The organism is Teredinibacter sp. KSP-S5-2 (genome assembly GCF_032773895.1).
In the GTDB taxonomy this organism is placed as follows: Bacteria; Pseudomonadota; Gammaproteobacteria; order Pseudomonadales; family Cellvibrionaceae.
Window position 1 is genome coordinate 4,408,647 of record NZ_CP120416.1, and the last position, 19,881, is coordinate 4,428,527.

Sequence of the window (19,881 nt, forward strand, 5' to 3'; positions counted from 1 at the left end):
GCGTATTTATAGGCTGCATTGATTACTTTGGCTCGATAGATGCTAAATGCCGACCAACCGCCAACCTCGCTCCTGCCCACCCTAATAATGTGCTGACCAAAAGCAGTTGCAGGTTTTGTCCAAAGCTAAGACCCTGTAGCGAAAAATCACTTTGATACAAAAACGCCAAGCGACCTACTGTATCTGACAATGTAAAGAAGCCAACAGCCACGATAATGCTGGCAATGACACCGCCAAAGAATCCGTACCAGGCACCCGCATAGATAAACGGGCGACGAACAAATGCATCGGTACCGCCAACCAATTTCACCACCACAATCTCATCACGACGGTTTTCAATTGCCAGGCGAATAGTATTACCAACAGCCAAAAGCACACCGAGCCCAAGCAGTGACGCAAGCGCAACCACAATCTTTTTGCCCAGAACCATAAGCTCGCGCAAACGCTTCACCCATTCCATGTCCAGGCTGGCTTCATCAACAATGGGATTTTTTGCAATCTGTTCACCCAACCGCTTCAATTCATGGGGCTGCAATGAGGATTTGGGTGTGATGATAACGGTAGCTGGTAAGGGGTTTTCATCCAGACCGGATAACACCTCGCCAAAACCAGAATATTTTTGAAAGTCCTCTAACGCTTTTGCGGGAGACAGGTGCTCAACACGCGCCACATCCGGCATGCGCTTCACTTCATCGATAAAGCTTAAAATCGCCGCCTCTCGTGCACGAACATTCAGGTAAGCCGATATTTTCGGTTGGGCATCCCAGTTATCACCCAACTCCTGGATATTACTTAACGCCACAAATAAGGTCGCAGGTAAGGCGAGGGCGATGGCCACGACAAGGGAGGTCATTAACGTTTGCACCGGTGTGGCGATCAATCTGGAAAACGCGCCCAAAAAAGAGGTGTGATGGTGGATCCACCAACTGGAAAGCTTATCGCCAAAGGTGGTTCGACTTTGCACCGCCCCCTGACTTTTTTCAACTTGATTGGAACGAATCATCTCACCACCTCAGTATCAACCAGCTGACCATCGTGCACGATCTGTCCCTTAGCCAATGTGAGGGTTCTATGCCCTAACCGCTGAATCAAACCAAGGTCGTGACTGGCAATCATAATGGTGACCCCAACCGCATTAAATTGACGAAACAAATCCATGATTTCTGCCGACAGTTTCGGATCGAGGTTTCCGGTTGGTTCATCAGCAAGTAGGAGAGGGGGTTTATTTACCACCGCTCGGGCAATACCCACACGCTGCTGCTCCCCCCCCGAAAGGGCTATCGGGTTTTGTTTTTCTTTATCCAGCAACCCAACCTTATCCAGCGCCGCCCGAACTCTGCGACCAACTTCTTTGGACTGATAGCCGGCAATCTGTAAGGGTAGCGCTACGTTTTCATAGACATTGCGATCAAACAATAACTGATGGTTTTGAAAGACCACCCCCACTTGACGGCGGTGGTATGCAATCTGGCTGCGTCGCATGCGGTTGAGGTTACGCCCGGCAATCACAACCTGACCATGAGTACTGCGCTCCATAAGCATGATTAACTTCATTAAGGTACTTTTCCCCGCGCCCGAATGGCCGGTTAAAAACACCATTTCGCCCTGCTGAATATCAAAAGACACTCCCGACAGGGCTTCTTGTCCGGTTTCGTACCGTTTACTGACTTGGCTGAAGCTAATCATCTACTCTTTTCTTTATATCGCTCTATCCCGAATGAGCTCAGTTGTTTTTCGACTTATGACAAGGTTACGTGCTCGCCTTGTCACCAAATAAGGCTTGAGTAAAGCTTTGCGCAGAGAAAGGCTGCAAATCTTCCGCACTTTCCCCAACACCAATGAAACGCACTGGAATAGCAAATTTTTGAGCCAACGCGAAAATCACACCGCCCTTGGCAGTACCATCCAACTTGGTCAATGCCAAGCCCGTTACGCCAACGGCTTTATTAAATAAGTCAGCCTGACTTAGCGCATTCTGGCCCGTTCCAGCGTCCAACACCAATAACACTTCATGGGGAGCCGTGTCATCTACCTTACCAATAACACGTTTTACCTTCTCCAACTCATCCATCAGGTTACTTTTATTATGCAAACGCCCTGCTGTGTCAGCAATAACAACATCGACATTACGTGACTTTGCGGACTGCACCGCATCGAATATCACCGAGGCACTGTCCGCACCTGTATGCTGTGCCACCACAGGCACGTTATTGCGCTCTCCCCAAACTTGCAGTTGTTCAACCGCAGCCGCCCGGAAAGTATCCCCGGCAGCCAGCATGACACTCTTTCCCTCATCCTGAAAACGGCGAGCTAACTTACCGATGGTGGTGGTCTTACCCACACCATTCACCCCAACAACCAGAATGACAAAGGGTTGATGATCTGCGTTGATCTCCAGCGGCGCCTCTACGTTATCCAGCATTCCCGTCAGAGAATTCTTCAACGCATCAAACAATGCATCTGAATCCGCCAACTGCTTACGCTCCACGCGCTGAGTCAGGTCTTCGATAATTTCTGTCGTTGCGTCCATTCCCACATCAGCGGTTAACAACAGCGTTTCGATTTCCTCCAATAGCTCGTCATCGATTTCTTTTTTGCCTAAAAGAAGACTACCCAGTTGTTCAGAAAACTGGCTACTGGTTCGAGCCAAGCCGCGCTTAATGCGGGCAAAAAGACCTTCAGGCTTACTTTCCTCTGTCGATTCTACTGCGGCAGCTTCCTGAGGTTTGTCCTGATCGGCCTTGCTTTTTTTACGTTTAAAAAACATTATGAATCTCGTTCAATACCAACATGTTTTATTTGCGCGTAATCCTACCACTGAATTGGTGTAATAGGAGGGGTGGAATCAAGCAATCTGCCCATAAGCCCAAGAGCAGACTTTAAAGTGCCTAAAAAGCGAACAAACCCAAAAACTTCCCAAGTAAAATCCTCATCTCAGATACGCATCATCGGCGGCACTTGGCGCAGCCGAAAGTTACCGGTGCTGGAACACGAAGGGCTCAGGCCCACCGGTGACCGTATGCGGGAGACCTTATTCAACTGGATTGCTCCCTGGCTTCCGGGTGCCAACTGCCTCGATTTATTTGCCGGCACCGGCGCTCTGGGCCTGGAGGCACTATCCCGAGGAGCCAGACACACACAATTTATTGAACGCAGCGCCAAAGTGGCCGGGCAATTAGCATCTAACCTTCATACGCTGGATGTAGAATCACTGACAGCGTCGCTGGCCAACACGGATGCGCTCGGCTGGCTATCCAGACCGGCGACAGAGAAGTTCGATATTGTGTTTATCGATCCGCCCTTTGCTGCTGACCTATGGCAGAACGCCATCGATTTACTACAACAAAACAACTGGCTGGCGGAAGACAGTATGATTTATCTGGAAGCACCAAAAAATCACATACTTGAACTTCCCCACGAATGGGCACCGCATCGTGAAAAAATAAACGGGGATGTACGTTGTATCTTGTGCCACTTCGGAGATAGGGACTGACATTATCTGGCAGGCAGGCTAAAATCGCCGGCCCCGACACACAATACCAAAACGAAAACAATAACCATGAACAAACAGAGCACCATAAAACGCGTTGTTTATCCAGGCACATTTGACCCTATCACCAATGGACACATCGACTTGGTTGCTCGGGCAAGCCACCTGTTTGACCATGTGATTGTTGCCGTTGCGGCGAGTACCAAAAAACACCCGTTATTCACTCTTGCCGAGCGTGTTGAGCTGGCAAGGCAGGTACTTAGCAAATACAACAATATTGAAGTTTGCGGCTTCGACTGCCTACTGAAAGATCTAGTCGAGGAAAAGGGCGCTTATGGTGTTGTTCGGGGCCTTCGAGCTGTTTCTGACTTCGAATACGAATTCCAGCTGGCCAATATGAATCGAGCTCTTGCCCCATCAATGGAAAGCCTGTTTTTGACGCCCGCAGAACACCTTTCTTATATTTCCTCTTCACTGGTTCGGGAAATTGCTTCATTAGGCGGTGACGTAAGTAAGTTTGTACCTAAAATGGTTGAAGAAGCATTAAAAAACAAATACCAATCATTAGGCCGGGATTAAATCTAGCCCGGCTTTACCTCTGGTATTCAGCCAGCCCATCAGAAATAATTTTTCCAACATTCAGCACTTGGTTTTCAACACTGACGGGCATTAAAAACTGCTTTTAATAACCCTACCTTATTGCTTTGCAAAAAGATCATCAAAACGCCAAAAAACCAAACTAAATATCATATTCGTTGGCGCTCTTTATAACTCCATAGCCGACCTGTGCCTGCTAATATTCATATATTACGAACTGAGTCACACGTTTTAAGGAAATAGGTGACACGCCCCTTTTAGTAAACGTAATTCCTCCCTATAAGCCAGCGGCTTTTCTCTACAGGTTAATGCTCAGCGGACGATAACCCTAGAGAGATCTTCACCAGGAATTACAGAGTGAAATTTTCGGCAAACGCATTGAATAAACCGGCGGCAACACGCGAAGCCCAGCAGCCTATTGCACTGGAAAATAGCTTCGACCGACATAACTTGAATGTATTGCTCAAGCGGTTTATGCAGATAAACCTGGGCCGCCTGCAACGCATGCGAGAAGCATTAAGCGAACGCCAGCAACGAATCATCGATGTATTGCCACTGTTATTTCACTGCAACCACCCAATGCTACCTGGCTATGTATCCCGCCAGACACCGGCTCGCCTTTCGAACTATAAGCCCGACAAAAACGACCTTCGCCTAGGTAAAACCATCGCACGTAGTTTTACGCTTACCTACGAGCCAGAAAAAGAAGACGACATCCATGGTATCTATATCATGGGCAGCGTCGGCACCATAGCCCAAAGCGAAAAGAGTGATCTAGATATTTGGCTTTGCCATCGCCCGGGTTTGTCCAAAACCGCACTGAAGGAACTGGAAGAAAAGTGCACCAAGATTTGTGATTGGGCTGATGGAATGCGCCTGGAGATGCACATTTTTTTAATGGAGTGCGACTCTTTCAAGCAAGGAAATATTTCCGCCTTAAATGAAGAATCCAGCGGCTCAGCACAACGACTTTTATTGCTCGACGAATTTTATCGCACAGCTATTTACCTCGGCGGCCGCATGCCGCTGTGGTGGTTTGTTCCGCCAGAGGCGGAGCACAACTACACTGAGCACGCAGAGGAACTTCTCCATAAACGCTTTCTGCGTTCAGACTTAGTATTGGATTTTGGTGGCGTTGCTTCTATTCCAGACGGAGAGTTCGTCGGCGCAGGCATATGGCAACTCTACAAAGCCATCGAATCACCCTACAAATCTGTATTAAAGCTATTGCTGCTTGAGGCCTACGTTCAGGACCATCCCAAAATTGAACCCCTATCAATGAGCTACAAGAAAAAAGTGTACAAGGGGGATATCAATATTGATGAGCTGGACAGCTACTTAATGATTTACCGCCGTATAGAAAAATATCTCAAGCGGGATAAGCAGGCAAAACGACTCGAATTGGCTCGCAGGTGTTTCTACTTTAAAGCGAACAAACCCTTAAGCAAGCCACCTCGTAATGTTCGAAAATCCTGGCAACGACAACTACTAGAGAGGCTGGTGGCCGAGTGGAGCTGGGGCGCATCGCAAATTTCTATGATGGATAAACGCAACCATTGGAAAGCCTCCGATGTGACATCCGAACGCAGCATGCTGGTTGGTGAACTTAACCATTGCTACCGGATTCTTCTGGAGTTTGCTGCTGCCACCGGCGCAGCCAGAGCAATTTCCGCAGAAGAAATCACCATACTGGGTCGAAAACTCCAAGCGGCGTTTGAAAGAAAACCGGGAAAAATAGAATGGGTTAACCCCGGAATATCAAAAGACTTATCCGAAGATGTGGTCGGTCTGTCGGAAGTGTACGACGAAAACTCAGACAGCAAAGTCTGGACGGCTTTTTCCCAGGATGCCGAAGATATTCACCCAGGCGGAACCGCCATTAAATCCTCCGCGAGCCTGAGCGAATTAGTGCTCTGGTGTTACTTCAATGGCGTCATCACCTACGACACTCGTATTGAAGTTCAACAGGCTCCTTCGTTATCTGAGTTTGAATTACGCAAACTTATATCGACCTATCAAAACTGGATGCCTTTACCTCTGGCACCACGAAGCCACAAAGATTTCAAGAAAGTTACCACTCCCACCCACGTACTGATTCTGCTTAACGTTGGTAAATCACCGGCACCGCATTTAGATGAACAGGGTATCCAACGTTTAAGCAACAATATGGACGCGTTGCGCTACAGCGGTTTCGAAGAAAATCTGGTGGTTTCGGTCGATATAGTGACCCGAAACAGCTGGGACGAAATTTATACGCGCCGTTTCGATCGTGATACCGCGTTGCTCGATGCGTTAAAAGATTATCTGCAATTGTGCTTACCTGGCACCCATCATCGCCCACCAAAGTTGTCGGTAGTATGCATTGGCAGTACACACGCCAATATAATCAGTCATCGAGTCGGCAACTGGTTTAAAGAAATATCCCAGTGCTATTACAGCGGCGCTTACCCGCCATCAACACGTTATTTATTTGAAATGGGTGGACGATTCTATAGCCTGCAGTTCCAAAGTCATAAATTACTGATCGAATCACATACTTCCGAAACAAGATTACTTGAGAATCTAGGCAAAGATCAGCAGCGATACAGCCCGGTTGTGGTAGACAGCAACGCGCTAAAACGCCATCCGATTAAGGCTATTGCAAAAACCAGCCGCCCGGAAGCCATTAACGTTTATTTTCGGCGTTTTGATATTGGCACAGAGCTGTATGTTGTCGATGAAAAAGGCTCCATTAATCACACCGTCTGGCGGGGCCAGAGAAACTACAGCCCATTAAAACCGTTACACCGTTTTTTGCGCTCTGTGATTACCCGACAAACACAAATGAATGAAAACCTGATGGCGGATTTCGGTATTTATCCGATTCATTTTTATGAGTTGGAAAAAAGCCTGGATCAAAGCTTTAATGCAGTGGCCAAAAAAGTCTCGTCAGAAATTCATCAAGTGGCCATGTTTGAAGTCAAAGCCATCGCTTTTAAAGACAACGACGATAGGGTGCACTTCGATTTCCATTGCGATGATCAGGAGTTCTCGGCACTATCATTTGGCGATCAACTCTATCTCGTGGTTGCGCAATTTATCTTGTCCCGACGACGGGATAAAAAGCATTACCCGATTTACATAACTGATCTGGACCTCAGCCTAGTTGCGGATGAGTATAGTGAACAAAATGAACTTCAAATCACTCACTACCTCAGCACCAAACACCTATTGGAAGCACGCTTAAATCAAGCGATCGGGATTTTACTTAGGGCTTAAAGCTAAGCTCCTGTTAGATTTTCCAGCCCCATCGAAAAAGAACGCAGCAGCAGGTATAATTCTTCGCCTCAACCAGCCTGAGTTAGATATATCAACGTGTCTCGTATTGCCATATATATAGTAATAACACTATTGGCCTGCTCACTTTCGAGCTGTGGCCAAAAGGGGCCGTTGCGCCTACCTGCCGAACCGGTGCAGCAAGAACAACAACTTCCCAGTGACTCCCAACCCGCAGACGAATAGTCCAGCGGTTATCAGTGAATAAAACCCATGCAAGACTTTACCTATATCAATAATGAACTTCATGCCGAACAATGCTCATTAAATGAGCTGGCAAACACCTATGGCACACCGTTGTATGTATACAGCCGGGCAGCCTTTGAAAGACATTTCAACGACTATGCACAAGCGCTTGGCGACCACCCTGGGAAAATCTGTTATGCGGTAAAAGCCAACTCCAATATCGCGGTGTTACAGGTTCTGGCCAAGTTGGGGGCCGGCTTTGATATCGTTTCCCAAGGCGAATTGCAACGCGTATTAAAAGCGGGTGGCGATCCAGGGAAAGTGATTTTTTCCGGTGTGGGCAAAACTGTTACCGAAATGCGTTTCGCCCTGGAAGCGGGTATCGACTGTTTTAATGTCGAATCCGATGCTGAACTGGATGTTTTGTCCAAAGTCGCAGGCGAGCTTGGTAAAACTGCACGCATCTCCATCCGTGTTAACCCTGATGTGGATGCCAATACACACCCTTATATTTCCACCGGCTTAAAAGAAAACAAGTTTGGTGTGGATATTACCCAGGCACCAGAGGTATACCGTCGGGCAGCACAATTACCCAATTTGAATGTCGTAGGGGTAGATTGCCACATCGGCTCACAGCTCACAGACGTTACACCTTTCTACGACACATTGGATCGACTGCTTGCATTAATTGATGAGCTTGCAGAAAGCGGCATTACGATTGAGCACCTGGATTTAGGCGGCGGTATTGGGGTCACCTACAAAGATGAAGTGCCGCCATCCATTGCCGAATACGTTAACGCCGTTAAAGACAAAATCGCTGGTCGTAACCTACACCTTGTGTTTGAACCGGGGCGCTCCATTGCCGCCAACGCCGGCGTAATGTTGACCGAAGTGCTTTATTTAAAGCCGACTGAACACAAAAACTTTGCCATAGTGGATGCAGCGATGAATGACAATATTCGTCCATCGTTGTACAGCGCCTGGCAAGAAATAAAACCGCTTACTCAATCTGAAGCGAAAACAGAAAACTGGGATATCGTTGGCCCCGTCTGCGAAACCGGCGATTTTCTGGCCAAAAACCGTGAGCTCGCGGTTCAGCAGGGCGACCGATTGGCGTTAATGTCCAGCGGTGCCTACGGTTTTGTCATGTCATCCAACTACAACAGCCGAGGCAGAGCGGCAGAAATACTTGTCGACGGTAAACAACATCACGTTATTCGCCAACGAGAAGTTTTCGATGATTTGATTCAAGGCGAATACTTACCTGGCTAACTGTTAACGGATAGCTCACGACAGAGAGAAACAGTGGTACTATTCACCCAACTGTCATTTTTGTATAGGACGCCAATAAGTAATACAACGCCGCTCAAGTAAGCGGCACAGTGTTCCCGCGTCCTCTAAGGATTCACTGTGAGACTTCGCTTTACCAAAATGCACGGCTTGGGTAATGACTTTGTCATGATCGATGCCGTCAGCCAGAAAATCACTATTACACCAGAACGGGCACGCAAGCTCGCTGATCGTCACTTTGGTATTGGCTGCGATCAAGTATTGATTGTCGAGCCCCCTCAAACACGCGAAGCGGATTTTCGATATCGCATATTCAATGAAGACGGCAGCGAAGTTGAGAACTGCGGCAATGGTGCTCGCTGCTTTGCGTTATTTGTTCGCGACCGGGGCTTAACCCACAAACGCGAAATCCGTGTTGAAACTGCTGGTGGCAATATGACACTAATGGTTCACGCCGATGATACCGTGACGGTCAACATGGGCATCCCCAGGTTAGAACCGGCAGACATTCCTTTTAAACGGGATTCGCGTGACGCTCAATATTCCCTACAATTAAAAAAACAGGCTCTGACCATTGGTGCAGTGTCCATGGGTAACCCACATGCGGTCACGGTAGTACGTGACGTAAAACGTTTCCCAGTGCATAAAGTTGGTCCTCATGTGGAAAAGCATAAAGATTTTCCAGAGCGCGTCAACGCGGGGTTTATGCAAATTGTCAATCGCGGCGAAATCCGTCTACGTGTTTTTGAACGTGGAGTCGGCGAGACGCTGGCCTGCGGCACGGGCGCATGTGCAGCAGTTGTATCCGGTCAGGTAACCGGTCAACTGGATAACGATGTCACCGTACATCTACCCGGAGGAGATTTGCGCATAGAATGGGAAGGAGAGGGCAAGCCTGTTATGATGACCGGACCTGCCACCTTTGTATTTCATGGGCAAATAAAAATATGAGTGATAGCAATCTGACGGATACAAAAACGCCAATTCGGGAAGAAGACATTTCGTTCTACCTTCGATCTCATTTGAACTTTTTTGAATCACACCCAGATTTGCTTAGTGAGCTGCGCTTACCCCACGCTTCTGGTGGAGCCGTTTCACTGGTTGAACGTCAGGTTTCCATACTTCGCGAGCGCAATATGGAAATGCGACAGCGGTTAAGTAACCTGCTGGATAATGCACGAGACAACGATCGCCTGTTCGATAAAACCAAACGGCTGGTACTCGCTCTACTGGAATGTAATGAACTTGGCGATCTGGTCGATGCACTCTATTACAGCTTCGATAAAGAATTTGGTATTCATTACACCCGCCTGGTGCTATTTAGCTCCAAACAACTGGATTGCGGTGCAGCTCGACAGGACAGTGTATTTAACGCACGCGAACATGTTGGCAAACGCTTGAAATCACCCAGGGCGGTAAGTGGTGGTCTGGATATCCGCGAAATACAGTATTTGTTCGACAACGACTCACCAAACATCGGCTCTGCTGCACTTGCGGTATTAATTCACGGCACACCTATTGGCTTGCTTGCCATTGGCAATCAAGACCCCAAATACTACAACTCGGGAATGGGGACACTGTTTCTCTCATACATTGCTGAAGTGTTAAACCGGTTGTTACCCAAGTATCTGTGAGATAAACCTCGACCTAGATAGACAACAGGAGCTGGCAGATGTCGAATCTTTTTCTGCAAAAAGAAATCGACATGTTTTCGACATACTTGGCCACGGAACGCCAGCTTTCCAAGCACACCCACGATAATTATGTACGAGACCTGATCAAACTTCAGCAGTATGGCGTGTCCGAACAGTTGAACCAAGTGCAGGATATTCAGGTAATCCATTTACGATTGTTGATTGGAAAATTACGTCAACAGGGACTCGCGACAAAAAGTATTCAGCGCTGGCTGTCGAGCATTAAAATGTTTTTCCGCTTTTGTAAAAAACAGAGATGGGTAACAACGAACCCAACGGAAGGTATTCAAGCACCGAAAGCAGACAAAAAATTACCGAAAACCATGGATGCCGATCAGGTCAGTCAGTTGCTTAACATTGATGGTAGCGACTTTTTAAGCTGTCGGGATAAAGCCATGCTCGAAATCACCTATTCCTCCGGGCTGCGCTTATCCGAATTGGCGGGGCTTAACCTCCATGATCTGGATCTAAAAGCAGCCACACTCAGAGTTATAGGTAAAGGCAACAAAACCCGTCAATTACCTATTGGCAGTTATGCCCTACGCGCATTGCAAGACTGGTTAGGACAACGCAAGACACAACTCAAAGATCAAGATGAGCAAGCGGTGTTTATTTCGCAACGAGGAATACGAATCAGCGTACGTAATATTCAGGAACGTTTTAAAAAAATTGGCGCATCCCAGGTAGGGCAACACTTGCATCCGCATATGCTTCGACATTCTTTCGCCAGTCATTTACTGGAATCCAGCGGCGACTTACGGGCGGTACAGGAGTTACTTGGCCACGAAAATATTTCAACCACTCAAATCTATACCCATCTGGATTTTCAACATCTGGCCAAGGTATATGATCAGGCCCATCCAAGAGCAAACAAGAAATCCTGACTATGAAAAAGGCTAGTGACCTGCCCAATTCTATTCAGAAGAAGTTATACGCTTTATTTCTGGTTATTTTCACACCACTGTTTCTGTTTGGAATTTACAGTCAAAACCTATACTTTTCTGCCAACAAATTATTATTTAGTTGCAACATAGAAGCGATAACCATTCAAGGAAAAGTCACTGAACGAAAAGATTCAAAGGGTTACTACTGGTTAAAACTTGAGGGTTCTACCGCACCCGACTTTACCTACATATTTTTCAATGATCCGTATTCTGGAACACAACCAAACTACGCAACGCGCCCGGAAAAATCGGACGTTGTAAAAATTCAGGCACTGCCATGCAGGGAAGACCATTGGCTAGGAAAAGAAATATATACAAAAGACGGTGAGCTACTAAAAAACAGTAGCACATTTGAGTCAGCTCGACGTTATGCCTGGTTAATTATTCTGGTGTACTTTATTACTCTGGCAATTTTTCTCGGCTACCCTGCCTATTGGCTTATTAAGCTATGGCAACTTAGAAAAACCGGTAGTTCAACCTAAGCAAAAATTCAAGGTCAACCCATTTAAATTGGCTGACCACCATAATTCGATTCCGGCTTCTTGGGTGGATCGGCAATCACATTGGAATCAATCTGCTGAATCTGTCCTCCGGACGCTAGAAAAGCATCAATTTGCTCCTGCAACTTTTGCCGTTCTCGTTCCTTTGCAGATAATTGCGACCCCGGATCATCGATAGCAGATATAGTATCCATATCCATTTCATCTTCTACAGAATTGTCATCATCGTAATCGTCTGTTTCGTTCATTTTTTACTCAGCCCTAACTTGAATATGTAATAAAAACTCAATAAAAATGGGTTGAAAGATTTCCGATAATTTATAGACCAGGTCCATTTTAGAATCATCATTTTATTTTATATTTGTTTAGTTTTTTTTGTTCTATTTATATTAATAATTCCCTCCTGTGGGTTATTAGTAAAATTTCTCGCAAACTTCATCGCAAAATTTGTGAATATCTACATGATTAACTATCCTGCCGGAAAATTTTTGCCATAAAAATACAAGTGCGCTAAGTGAGATACGTTCATGGTAAGGCAATAAAAAAATGTAGCTCTCATCTTATCAGCTTTGCGCAAAAAACGCGGCTTTGCATTGCTCATATCATATTCCACTGGCTAAACTACTCACCTCTGTCGATGGTTAGTATTTTTATACTTTCAACCGGACAGTCTTCATATAACGCAAGTTGCCCCAAGGGGAATACGTTGGACTCCATTCGTAAAATCAAACCCGTCGTTGTAGTCAGTGCTTGCTTACTTGGTGAAAAGGTTCGCTACGACGGCCAGCACAAACAACAAGGCTCCTGGTTAAACGAGTTAAGCGACTGGGTTGAGATTCAAAAAGTCTGCCCAGAAGTTGAATCCGGTTTGAGCACACCCAGACCACCAGTACACCTAGTAAAAAAAGGGGATAGAATTCGAGCTGTTGGTCGTGATATTCCTTCACTTGATGTAACGGATCAGCTAGTGCACTTTTCAACTCATTTTCACCAGTGCCAAGTCTACGATGCAGCTATTCTAAAAAGCCGCTCCCCAAGTTGCGGGGTCGGTTCCACCCCCCATCAACTGGGAGATGGGAAACGGGTATTAAGTAACGGTATTTTCAGTCAGGCATTAATGGATGCTTTTTCCACCAGTATTGTTTTTGAAGAATCCTGGTTTAACGATGGTGGAGCAGTCAGAGACTTTCTTCTGGCAACCTATTTGGAAAGCTACTTAAAGGCCAAGTTGATTACTCAGAATTATCAATCCAGATTACTCACACTGATTGATAAACTCACCAACCACAGCAGTAACGATTACGCCCGCGATTTACATAACGAACTTTTTAATAAATACATATTTTGGCCTGACCTAAGAGGCTAGCAACAGAGACAAAACAGCGCGTGAGGGAGTAGCATCATTTACATTAGGGCGTTCGATAGCCAATCAGACCCTCTTGAAGGAGGCGCGGAAGGACAAATTACAAACAAAAAAAAGCCTCGCCGAAAACAGCGAGGCTTTTTTCTAACACACTGACAATTAAACCGCGTCGGCGCCAGTTTCACCGGTACGAATTCGGATGACTTCTTCGCATGGCGTGATGAAAATTTTACCATCACCGATCTTACCTGTTTGTGCCGCTTTGGTAATGGCTTCAACAGCTTGATCAACCAAATCTTCACCAAGAACAAGCTCTAGCTTCACTTTAGGCAAAAAGTCGATCACATACTCCGCGCCACGATAAAGCTCAGTATGACCTTTCTGACGACCAAACCCTTTCACTTCTGTCACTGTCATACCTTGTACACCGATATCTGAAAGCGCATTGCGAACATCATCGAGCTTGAAAGGTTTAATAATGGCTGTAATTAATTTCATAGATGAACCCTTATTTGACTAATGCACCCAACCGTTTAGCACACCAGTGATGTTTAATGGTTATATTCAGTTCATAAACAAATTTACACTGAACTCACGCTAAACTCAAAGTTTTACCTAACCAGGTTGATGCAGATTAAACCTTGTACAGACGACACCACCGGGGCTTTGTTGCTGCGATATGTCGCCTGTATTGTCATTTCTATATTTCTACTAATACATTACTTGCTGGTGAATTCTGGATAGGCTTCCATCCCGCATTCGGTCAGGTCTACCCCATCAAATTCCTCTTCTTCGCTGACCCGAATACCGAAGGTTTTCTTCAGCAAGAACCAGAACACCGAACTAACACCAAACACCCAGACAAAGATAGTCAACGCACCAATCAACTGGCCAGAGAAACTGGAATTTCCAGGATTAGTGACCGGCACCAATAACAGACCAAGTAGACCAACCGCGCCGTGCACGGAAATCGCACCCACAGGGTCATCGATCTTCAGCTTATCCAAACCGATAATGCTAAATACAACCAATAAGCCACCCAAACCACCAAATAATGTGGCCTGCAAAGGCGTAGGAGTTGAAGGCTCAGCAGTAATCGCAACCAGACCAGCCAACGCACCGTTAAGGGCCATAGTTAAATCGGCTTTACCGAAAATAAAACGTGCCAATAGCAATGCCGCAATTAAGCCTCCCGCTGCGGCTGCGTTAGTATTCATAAATACCACCGCAACCGAGTTCGCGCTTTCTACACTGGCAGTAGCTAAAACCGAACCACCATTGAAGCCAAACCACCCCATCCAAAGAATGAATGTACCTAGCGTAGCAAGTGGCAAGTTTGCACCAGGAATGGCATTCACCTGACCGTTAGGGCCGTATTTACCCTTACGGGCACCAAGGAAAAGCACACCGGAAAGTGCAGCGGAGGCACCCGCCAAGTGCACAATACCCGAGCCTGCAAAATCGCTCCACCCAAGTTTACCCAGGGTATACATGCCAAACACGGGCTGGGTACCCCAGGTCCATCGACCTTCCATAGGATAGATGAGTCCGCACATGACCACGGCAAAAGCCAGGAATGCCCATAGCTTCATTCGTTCAGCAACCGCACCAGACACAATGGACATAGCAGTTGCAACAAATACCACCTGAAAGAAAAAGTCCGCAGAAGGTGCATACGCTTTTCCCGCATCAACACCGTTTCCGCTAATGCCACTCAAGGCCAGGGTGAAATCATCCCCGCCATACATAATGGAATAACCGCAGATTAAGTACATAGTGCAAGCCACCGCATAAAGCGCAACGTTCTTGGTTAGAATTTCCGTTGTGTTTTTTGCGCGAACCAAACCGGACTCTAACATGGCAAAGCCGGCTGCCATCCACATTACCAGTGCACCACACACCAAAAAGTAAAACGTGTCTAATGCGTATTGAAGTTGAAAAATTGAATTCTCCATCGGAATCTCCGAGTATTTATACCTATTAAAAATTTATAAAGCCGCTTCGCCCGTTTCACCGGTGCGAATACGAATAACCTGTTCTACGGAACGAATAAAAATTTTTCCGTCGCCGATTTTTCCGCTGTATGCTGCTTTGTGGATCGCATCCATCACAGCCTCTTGCTGTTCATCCATCACCACAACTTCCACTTTGGTTTTCGGGAGGAAATCCACAATGTATTCCGCTCCCCGATACAATTCGGTATGCCCGTTTTGCCGACCAAAGCCTCGCGCTTCGGTTACTGTTACACCTTGAATACCCATCTCAGCTAAAGACTCTCGAACAGACTCCAACTTAAACGGCTTGATGATTGCGGTAACTAATTTCATGCGCGCAATGTCCTTGCAGTGACCGATGAAAATTATTTAAAAAGTTCAAAGCTCTTACTGATATCCAACACCATGTAACCATCGGTGTCTCGATTATCAAAACTGGCTGCACCTATGGAGAAAGTCGCATCGATACCTTCGATGAGTTCACCACTCACCGATATCTCTGCCCACTCATAATCATCGGCAGAGTCTTCCGGCCTGAACGCACCGGCAGTAAAACCAAGGAATTTGTAGCTGTAGCTAAATATCAACGCATCGTAAGACGCGGCATCAGCACCATCATCGTCATCTTCACCTGTGACCAAATCCAGGCTGAAGTCTCCGTAGGAAAGGTTTAAACCAACTTCATGCTCATAGTCATTGGTGTAGGTGTAGGTGTATCGTGAATAGCCAATACTCCAGGAAAAGCCTTGTTCATATTCCATGCCGTAACCGCCATAGAAATCGGCTTCCATACCGTCGTTGCCTTCGGTACCGTCATCAATCCACCAAGTACCGGCGAAGAAACCGTTTTTTGCAAAATCTAACCCGGCATAAACACCTGCATCGCCGAGGTTGACACCACGGAAGTAATAATCCGACACCACGCCGATATTGCCGGTGACTTCTGCCTGAGCAACACCGGATAACAGTCCTGCTACACCCATTGCAATGGCTGACTTTTTCATTGGACCCACCTTGATTGTTCTTTTATTTAATTAATTAGTGATTCGATGCAGCTCTATAGCATCATCCAGGCCAACACAAAAAAAACTATATTTTTCATGACCTTAGAGAATTTACACGGTTATATTTTGAGAATTAAAATAATGGGGATATCGATATCCGCACCATTTGCGCGCAAGATATGCCATACCGCACCACTATGAGGCGCATTGTTTGGAGAAAACAATTAAAATAGAGTGTAGAAAAGAATGAGAGTATTCCAATGATTAATGAAGTAACCAAAACCCTACTTAATGAAGCACGCGACATTTTTTCAAAAAGCCCCGCTCAGGCGATATCTGCTGAGGCAAATTCAAAATTTCGAGCGTTACTTGAAGCCCAATTAAAAAAGATGAATTTGGTAACACGTGAAGAATTCGATACCCAAAAGGCTATCCTGGAGCGTACCCGAGCAAAACTGGAAATGCTCGAAAACAAGCTTGCACAGATTGAAAAACAAGAAGGCTAGTATTTACTCTCTTTATTGCATCATCGATTTACTCTAAAAGACCTAATTTCTCAAGCGTCTATTAATTACTCGATAAGCTCCGCCTTTAAAGCGATCTTCCTAGGTAGATGAATGGCATATTTGTTCAACTGCTTTTCGCTATAGAGGTAGTGACCATGAGGGGCTGTCCGGGGGGACAGTTTCCTTGGGGAAGTACCTTTTAAAATTTTCAACGCCATTGTACCAGCAGCTTTACCCTGTTCTTTGCCATACAGTACCAGACCGCCGATGCATTTTTTTTCACCTACGGAGAAATCCCAAAAACCAAAAGGAGGGATAGGCGTATGCTGCGAAGTCCAATTGATCACGGTTTCCGCAGGTATATGTATATTATTCCCGTCGACAATCGCCTGATACAGCCCCACTACCAGGGCATCATAATGCGGGCTCGACATCAAAATTGTTTTTTGCCAAGTATCCCAATCATCAATTGAACGAATATCCACATTAACACCGTGAATACGGTGCCGACGTTGTCCTTCAAACATTTCAGTCAGCAAGGATTGGGAGGTCGGACCTGAATCAAAAAGCACCAAGACATTCTGCGTTTCGGGAAGTAAGGCTTTAATACTCGCAATAGAACGCTTCATCAAAGGCCGTTCCAATACCCCGGTAATATTCTTCGCACCATAGGAAACGTAATCTCGCGGATTACGATTTATTCCCATATAGACCACCGGCGTGTCAACGTCAGAAAACTCCGGCCCCAGATATTCAAGCGCATTATCATCCGCAAGGATCACCAAAGCGGGCTTGGTCTGTAGGTAGACCTCCCATGCGCGGTCTGCACGCTCTTGATACTGAGACCTTGGCAACCGTTTTGTGTCCATTTCGAAATATTGCAGGGTATACCGACCCGCTAACACTTCTTCAAGCCCTTCGCGGTAACTCATCACCCACGGGAATTGCGCATGATAGCTATCAACAACCAGAACGGTGGCACCACCAACAGATAGCTCGGAAATAAACAACAATATAAACGCCATGCCAAATCGTTTCGTTCGACTCACCACACCTCCTTTCAAACAAACGCTCATCGCGTAAAGTATAGAACCACAGATTTATGATAACAAAACACCCTTACCATCAAACCCTGCTTCACTATTTACCTAAAAGAGAAAATAGAAGCCCTTGTTATACAGTTAATTAACGACCTTTCTTATAAAACATAGACAAAAATCAAATTTATAAGTGGTGCTTTCTCATACATACTCCAAGGTGTATTTCCTACAGCAATGCGCCGTTTGACCGATTAGACTTAAAAAAAGGAACATATATTTTCAAGGACGTCCCCCATGCCTCTGGCTGTTATTCATACTCGCGCCCAATTGGGTATATCTGCCCCTCAGGTCATTGTCGAAGTCCATTTATCTAATGGCTTGCCGGGTTTTACCATTGTTGGTTTACCGGAAGCTGCAGTAAAGGAAAGCAAAGACCGGGTTCGCAGTGCCATTCTGAATAGTCACCTGGAATTTCCACAACGAAAAATAACCGTTAACTTGGCCCCCGCGGATTTACCGAAAGAAGGAGGGCGCTACGATTTAGCTATTGCTCTGGGCATACTTGCCGCTTCGGAACAAATTCCCGATACACAACTGGATCAATTTGAATTTATTGGTGAGCTTGCACTTTCCGGCGATTTGCGCCCCGTTAATGCGTGTATTTCGGCAGCAATTCAAAGCACAAAAGAAAATCGCACGTTGATTTTACCGACCGCGAATAGTACAGAGGCGGCCTTGTATCGACAGGGAAAAATACTGACTGCAAAAAACCTATTACAAGTCAGCGCGTTTTTACATCAGAGAATCGAATTATCGAAACCTGAAAAACAGACACAGAATTATTCTGAACCTGCAATGCTAAATATTTCTGATATTAAAGGTCAACAACAAGCAAAGCGTGCACTCGAAATAGCCGCAGCGGGTGAACATAACATTCTTTTTTTTGGTCCACCCGGCACAGGGAAATCCATGTTAGCCAGTCGGTTACCGAGTATTTTGCCGCCGTTAAATGAAGACGAAGCAATTGAAGTTGCCGCAATTCAATCCGTTGTAACGATTAAAAGAAATAATGACAATTGGCTAACTCGTCCATTCCGTCGGCCTCATCATACAGCTTCCGCTGCAGCGCTGGTTGGCGGCGGCAGCCATCCCAAACCAGGAGAAATATCACTTGCCCATCACGGTGTTTTATTTTTGGATGAGCTACCTGAATTTTCTCGCAAAGTGCTTGAGGTTTTACGCGAGCCTTTAGAGTACGGGAAAATACATATATCACGAGCCAATGCACAAATAGAATATCCCAGTAATTTTCAACTTGTCGCCGCCATGAATCCGTGTCCTTGTGGTTTTTTCGGCGATGGCTCCGATAAATGCCGTTGTACTCCGGCACAAACCCATCGATATAAAGATAAAATTTCCGGGCCATTACTGGACCGCATCGACATGCATATTCAAGTTAATAGTTTATCGGTTGAAGAACTGCAAAATGCCGAGCAAGGGGAAGCAAGTGAATCGATACAAAAGCGAGTAATAACAGCAAGAGAACGACAAATTTCTCGCCAGGGGAAAACCAATAAAAATCTCACCGGCAAAGAACTGAATGATTTTTGCCAATTAACTTCATCCGATAAAAACTTTTTAATTCAAGCGATCGACTCTCTCGGGCTATCGGCAAGAGCTTACGACCGAATATTAAAAGTGGCCCGAACAATTGCAGACCTTAACCTGAGCGATAATATTCATCACCAACACATTGCCGAAGCGTTTGGTTATCGTAACCTCGACCGGAGAAGCACAAACCGTCTCACCTCTGGGTAAATTGCATAATCGAAAATTAAACCGCTATCTATAACTTGCAAGCATAAGCCAGTAGGCGGCACTCCTGCCGAATAGGTCGCACAATAAAAAAAGTTTTTTTTTTAAGGCATCGAAAATCAATTCGCTCTGTTAAAATGCCC

The 19,881-nt window shown here is 45.9% G+C and carries 21 protein-coding genes; 12 read left to right on the top strand and 9 right to left on the bottom strand.

Annotation, left to right across the window (positions count from 1 at the left end):
* Positions 1-22: 22 nt before the first annotated feature.
* From ftsX to ftsY, 3 genes are all read right to left on the bottom strand, one after another.
* Positions 23-1,003, bottom strand: a complete 981-nt coding sequence (gene ftsX / locus P5V12_RS18790) for a permease-like cell division protein FtsX (protein ID WP_316954615.1) — start codon at positions 1,001-1,003, stop codon at positions 23-25.
* Positions 1,000-1,686 (bottom strand): cell division ATP-binding protein FtsE, encoded by a 687-nt coding sequence (gene ftsE, locus P5V12_RS18795; protein WP_316954616.1) that lies wholly within the window; start codon positions 1,684-1,686, stop codon positions 1,000-1,002. The genes ftsX and ftsE overlap by 4 nt, the downstream gene beginning before the upstream one ends.
* Positions 1,687-1,750: 64 nt before the next feature.
* On the bottom strand, positions 1,751-2,767 hold the full coding sequence (gene ftsY, locus P5V12_RS18800; protein ID WP_316954617.1) for a signal recognition particle-docking protein FtsY: 1,017 nt from the start codon (positions 2,765-2,767) through the stop codon (positions 1,751-1,753).
* Positions 2,768-2,884: 117 nt separating this feature from the next.
* Here ftsY and rsmD point away from each other — a divergent pair, with 117 nt between their 5' ends.
* From rsmD to P5V12_RS18840, 9 genes are all read left to right on the top strand, one after another.
* Entirely contained in the window at positions 2,885-3,493 is a 609-nt protein-coding gene (rsmD, locus tag P5V12_RS18805) for a 16S rRNA (guanine(966)-N(2))-methyltransferase RsmD (RefSeq protein WP_316957450.1), read from the top strand.
* An 84-nt stretch (positions 3,494-3,577) separates the two neighbouring features.
* Positions 3,578-4,069 carry a pantetheine-phosphate adenylyltransferase gene (coaD, locus tag P5V12_RS18810; protein ID WP_316957451.1) on the top strand — a complete coding sequence of 164 codons (492 nt, stop codon included), beginning with the start codon at positions 3,578-3,580 and terminating at the stop codon, positions 4,067-4,069.
* Between the two features lie 375 nt (positions 4,070-4,444).
* Positions 4,445-7,345: a class I adenylate cyclase gene (locus P5V12_RS18815; RefSeq protein ID WP_316954618.1), complete on the top strand. Its 2,901-nt coding sequence runs from the start codon at positions 4,445-4,447 to the stop codon at positions 7,343-7,345.
* A gap of 96 nt (positions 7,346-7,441) precedes the next feature.
* Positions 7,442-7,588, top strand: a complete 147-nt coding sequence (lptM, locus tag P5V12_RS21810) for an LPS translocon maturation chaperone LptM (RefSeq protein ID WP_410483301.1) — start codon at positions 7,442-7,444, stop codon at positions 7,586-7,588.
* A gap of 27 nt (positions 7,589-7,615) precedes the next feature.
* On the top strand, positions 7,616-8,860 hold the full coding sequence (gene lysA / locus P5V12_RS18820) for a diaminopimelate decarboxylase (protein WP_316954619.1): 1,245 nt from the start codon (positions 7,616-7,618) through the stop codon (positions 8,858-8,860).
* 138 nt (positions 8,861-8,998) lie between these two features.
* Positions 8,999-9,829: a diaminopimelate epimerase gene (gene dapF / locus P5V12_RS18825; protein ID WP_316954620.1), complete on the top strand. Its 831-nt coding sequence runs from the start codon at positions 8,999-9,001 to the stop codon at positions 9,827-9,829.
* Positions 9,826-10,512, top strand: a complete 687-nt coding sequence (locus P5V12_RS18830; protein ID WP_316954621.1) for a DUF484 family protein — start codon at positions 9,826-9,828, stop codon at positions 10,510-10,512. The genes dapF and P5V12_RS18830 overlap by 4 nt, the downstream gene beginning before the upstream one ends.
* A gap of 53 nt (positions 10,513-10,565) precedes the next feature.
* Positions 10,566-11,456, top strand: a complete 891-nt coding sequence (gene xerC / locus P5V12_RS18835) for a tyrosine recombinase XerC (protein WP_316957452.1) — start codon at positions 10,566-10,568, stop codon at positions 11,454-11,456.
* 2 nt (positions 11,457-11,458) lie between these two features.
* The gene (locus P5V12_RS18840) at positions 11,459-11,998 is read left to right on the top strand and encodes a hypothetical protein (protein ID WP_316954622.1); all 540 of its coding nucleotides are present in this window, start codon (positions 11,459-11,461) and stop codon (positions 11,996-11,998) included.
* A gap of 23 nt (positions 11,999-12,021) precedes the next feature.
* Here the strand turns inward: P5V12_RS18840 and P5V12_RS18845 are convergent, their stop codons facing one another.
* Positions 12,022-12,264 (bottom strand): hypothetical protein, encoded by a 243-nt coding sequence (locus P5V12_RS18845; RefSeq protein WP_316954623.1) that lies wholly within the window; start codon positions 12,262-12,264, stop codon positions 12,022-12,024.
* Positions 12,265-12,722: 458 nt separating this feature from the next.
* Here P5V12_RS18845 and P5V12_RS18850 point away from each other — a divergent pair, with 458 nt between their 5' ends.
* Entirely contained in the window at positions 12,723-13,382 is a 660-nt protein-coding gene (locus P5V12_RS18850) for a DUF523 domain-containing protein (protein WP_316954624.1), read from the top strand.
* 156 nt (positions 13,383-13,538) lie between these two features.
* Here P5V12_RS18850 and P5V12_RS18855 read toward each other — a convergent pair whose 3' ends face one another.
* From P5V12_RS18855 to P5V12_RS18870, 4 genes are all read right to left on the bottom strand, one after another.
* Positions 13,539-13,877: a P-II family nitrogen regulator gene (locus tag P5V12_RS18855; RefSeq protein WP_316954625.1), complete on the bottom strand. Its 339-nt coding sequence runs from the start codon at positions 13,875-13,877 to the stop codon at positions 13,539-13,541.
* Between the two features lie 221 nt (positions 13,878-14,098).
* The gene (locus tag P5V12_RS18860; protein ID WP_316954626.1) at positions 14,099-15,334 is read right to left on the bottom strand and encodes an ammonium transporter; all 1,236 of its coding nucleotides are present in this window, start codon (positions 15,332-15,334) and stop codon (positions 14,099-14,101) included.
* Positions 15,335-15,367: 33 nt separating this feature from the next.
* Entirely contained in the window at positions 15,368-15,706 is a 339-nt protein-coding gene (locus P5V12_RS18865) for a P-II family nitrogen regulator (protein ID WP_316954627.1), read from the bottom strand.
* Between the two features lie 32 nt (positions 15,707-15,738).
* Positions 15,739-16,377: a TorF family putative porin gene (locus P5V12_RS18870; RefSeq protein WP_316954628.1), complete on the bottom strand. Its 639-nt coding sequence runs from the start codon at positions 16,375-16,377 to the stop codon at positions 15,739-15,741.
* Positions 16,378-16,637: 260 nt separating this feature from the next.
* Between P5V12_RS18870 and P5V12_RS18875 the strand changes: the two genes are divergently transcribed.
* A complete protein-coding gene (locus P5V12_RS18875; protein ID WP_316954629.1) occupies positions 16,638-16,883 on the top strand; it encodes an accessory factor UbiK family protein in 246 nt (81 codons plus the stop codon).
* A 65-nt stretch (positions 16,884-16,948) separates the two neighbouring features.
* Here P5V12_RS18875 and P5V12_RS18880 read toward each other — a convergent pair whose 3' ends face one another.
* Positions 16,949-17,932, bottom strand: coding sequence for an ABC transporter substrate-binding protein (locus P5V12_RS18880; RefSeq protein WP_316954630.1), 984 nt, complete (start codon positions 17,930-17,932; stop codon positions 16,949-16,951).
* A gap of 285 nt (positions 17,933-18,217) precedes the next feature.
* Here P5V12_RS18880 and P5V12_RS18885 point away from each other — a divergent pair, with 285 nt between their 5' ends.
* On the top strand, positions 18,218-19,741 hold the full coding sequence (locus tag P5V12_RS18885; RefSeq protein ID WP_316954631.1) for a YifB family Mg chelatase-like AAA ATPase: 1,524 nt from the start codon (positions 18,218-18,220) through the stop codon (positions 19,739-19,741).
* The last annotated feature ends 140 nt before the right edge of the window (positions 19,742-19,881 follow it).

Excerpts from the sequence above, each read along its gene's own strand:
- ftsX (WP_316954615.1), bottom strand. The coding sequence starts at position 1,003 with ATGATTCGTTCCAATCAAGTTGAAAAAAGTCAGGGGGCGGTGCAAAGT.
- ftsE (WP_316954616.1), bottom strand. The coding sequence starts at position 1,686 with ATGATTAGCTTCAGCCAAGTCAGTAAACGGTACGAAACCGGACAAGAA.
- ftsY (WP_316954617.1), bottom strand. The coding sequence starts at position 2,767 with ATGTTTTTTAAACGTAAAAAAAGCAAGGCCGATCAGGACAAACCTCAG.
- lysA (WP_316954619.1), top strand. The coding sequence starts at position 7,616 with ATGCAAGACTTTACCTATATCAATAATGAACTTCATGCCGAACAATGC.
- P5V12_RS18830 (WP_316954621.1), top strand. The coding sequence starts at position 9,826 with ATGAGTGATAGCAATCTGACGGATACAAAAACGCCAATTCGGGAAGAA.
- P5V12_RS18840 (WP_316954622.1), top strand. The coding sequence starts at position 11,459 with ATGAAAAAGGCTAGTGACCTGCCCAATTCTATTCAGAAGAAGTTATAC.
- P5V12_RS18845 (WP_316954623.1), bottom strand. The coding sequence starts at position 12,264 with ATGAACGAAACAGACGATTACGATGATGACAATTCTGTAGAAGATGAA.
- P5V12_RS18855 (WP_316954625.1), bottom strand. The coding sequence starts at position 13,877 with ATGAAATTAATTACAGCCATTATTAAACCTTTCAAGCTCGATGATGTT.
- P5V12_RS18860 (WP_316954626.1), bottom strand. The coding sequence starts at position 15,334 with ATGGAGAATTCAATTTTTCAACTTCAATACGCATTAGACACGTTTTAC.
- P5V12_RS18865 (WP_316954627.1), bottom strand. The coding sequence starts at position 15,706 with ATGAAATTAGTTACCGCAATCATCAAGCCGTTTAAGTTGGAGTCTGTT.
- P5V12_RS18870 (WP_316954628.1), bottom strand. The coding sequence starts at position 16,377 with ATGAAAAAGTCAGCCATTGCAATGGGTGTAGCAGGACTGTTATCCGGT.
- P5V12_RS18875 (WP_316954629.1), top strand. The coding sequence starts at position 16,638 with ATGATTAATGAAGTAACCAAAACCCTACTTAATGAAGCACGCGACATT.
- P5V12_RS18885 (WP_316954631.1), top strand. The coding sequence starts at position 18,218 with ATGCCTCTGGCTGTTATTCATACTCGCGCCCAATTGGGTATATCTGCC.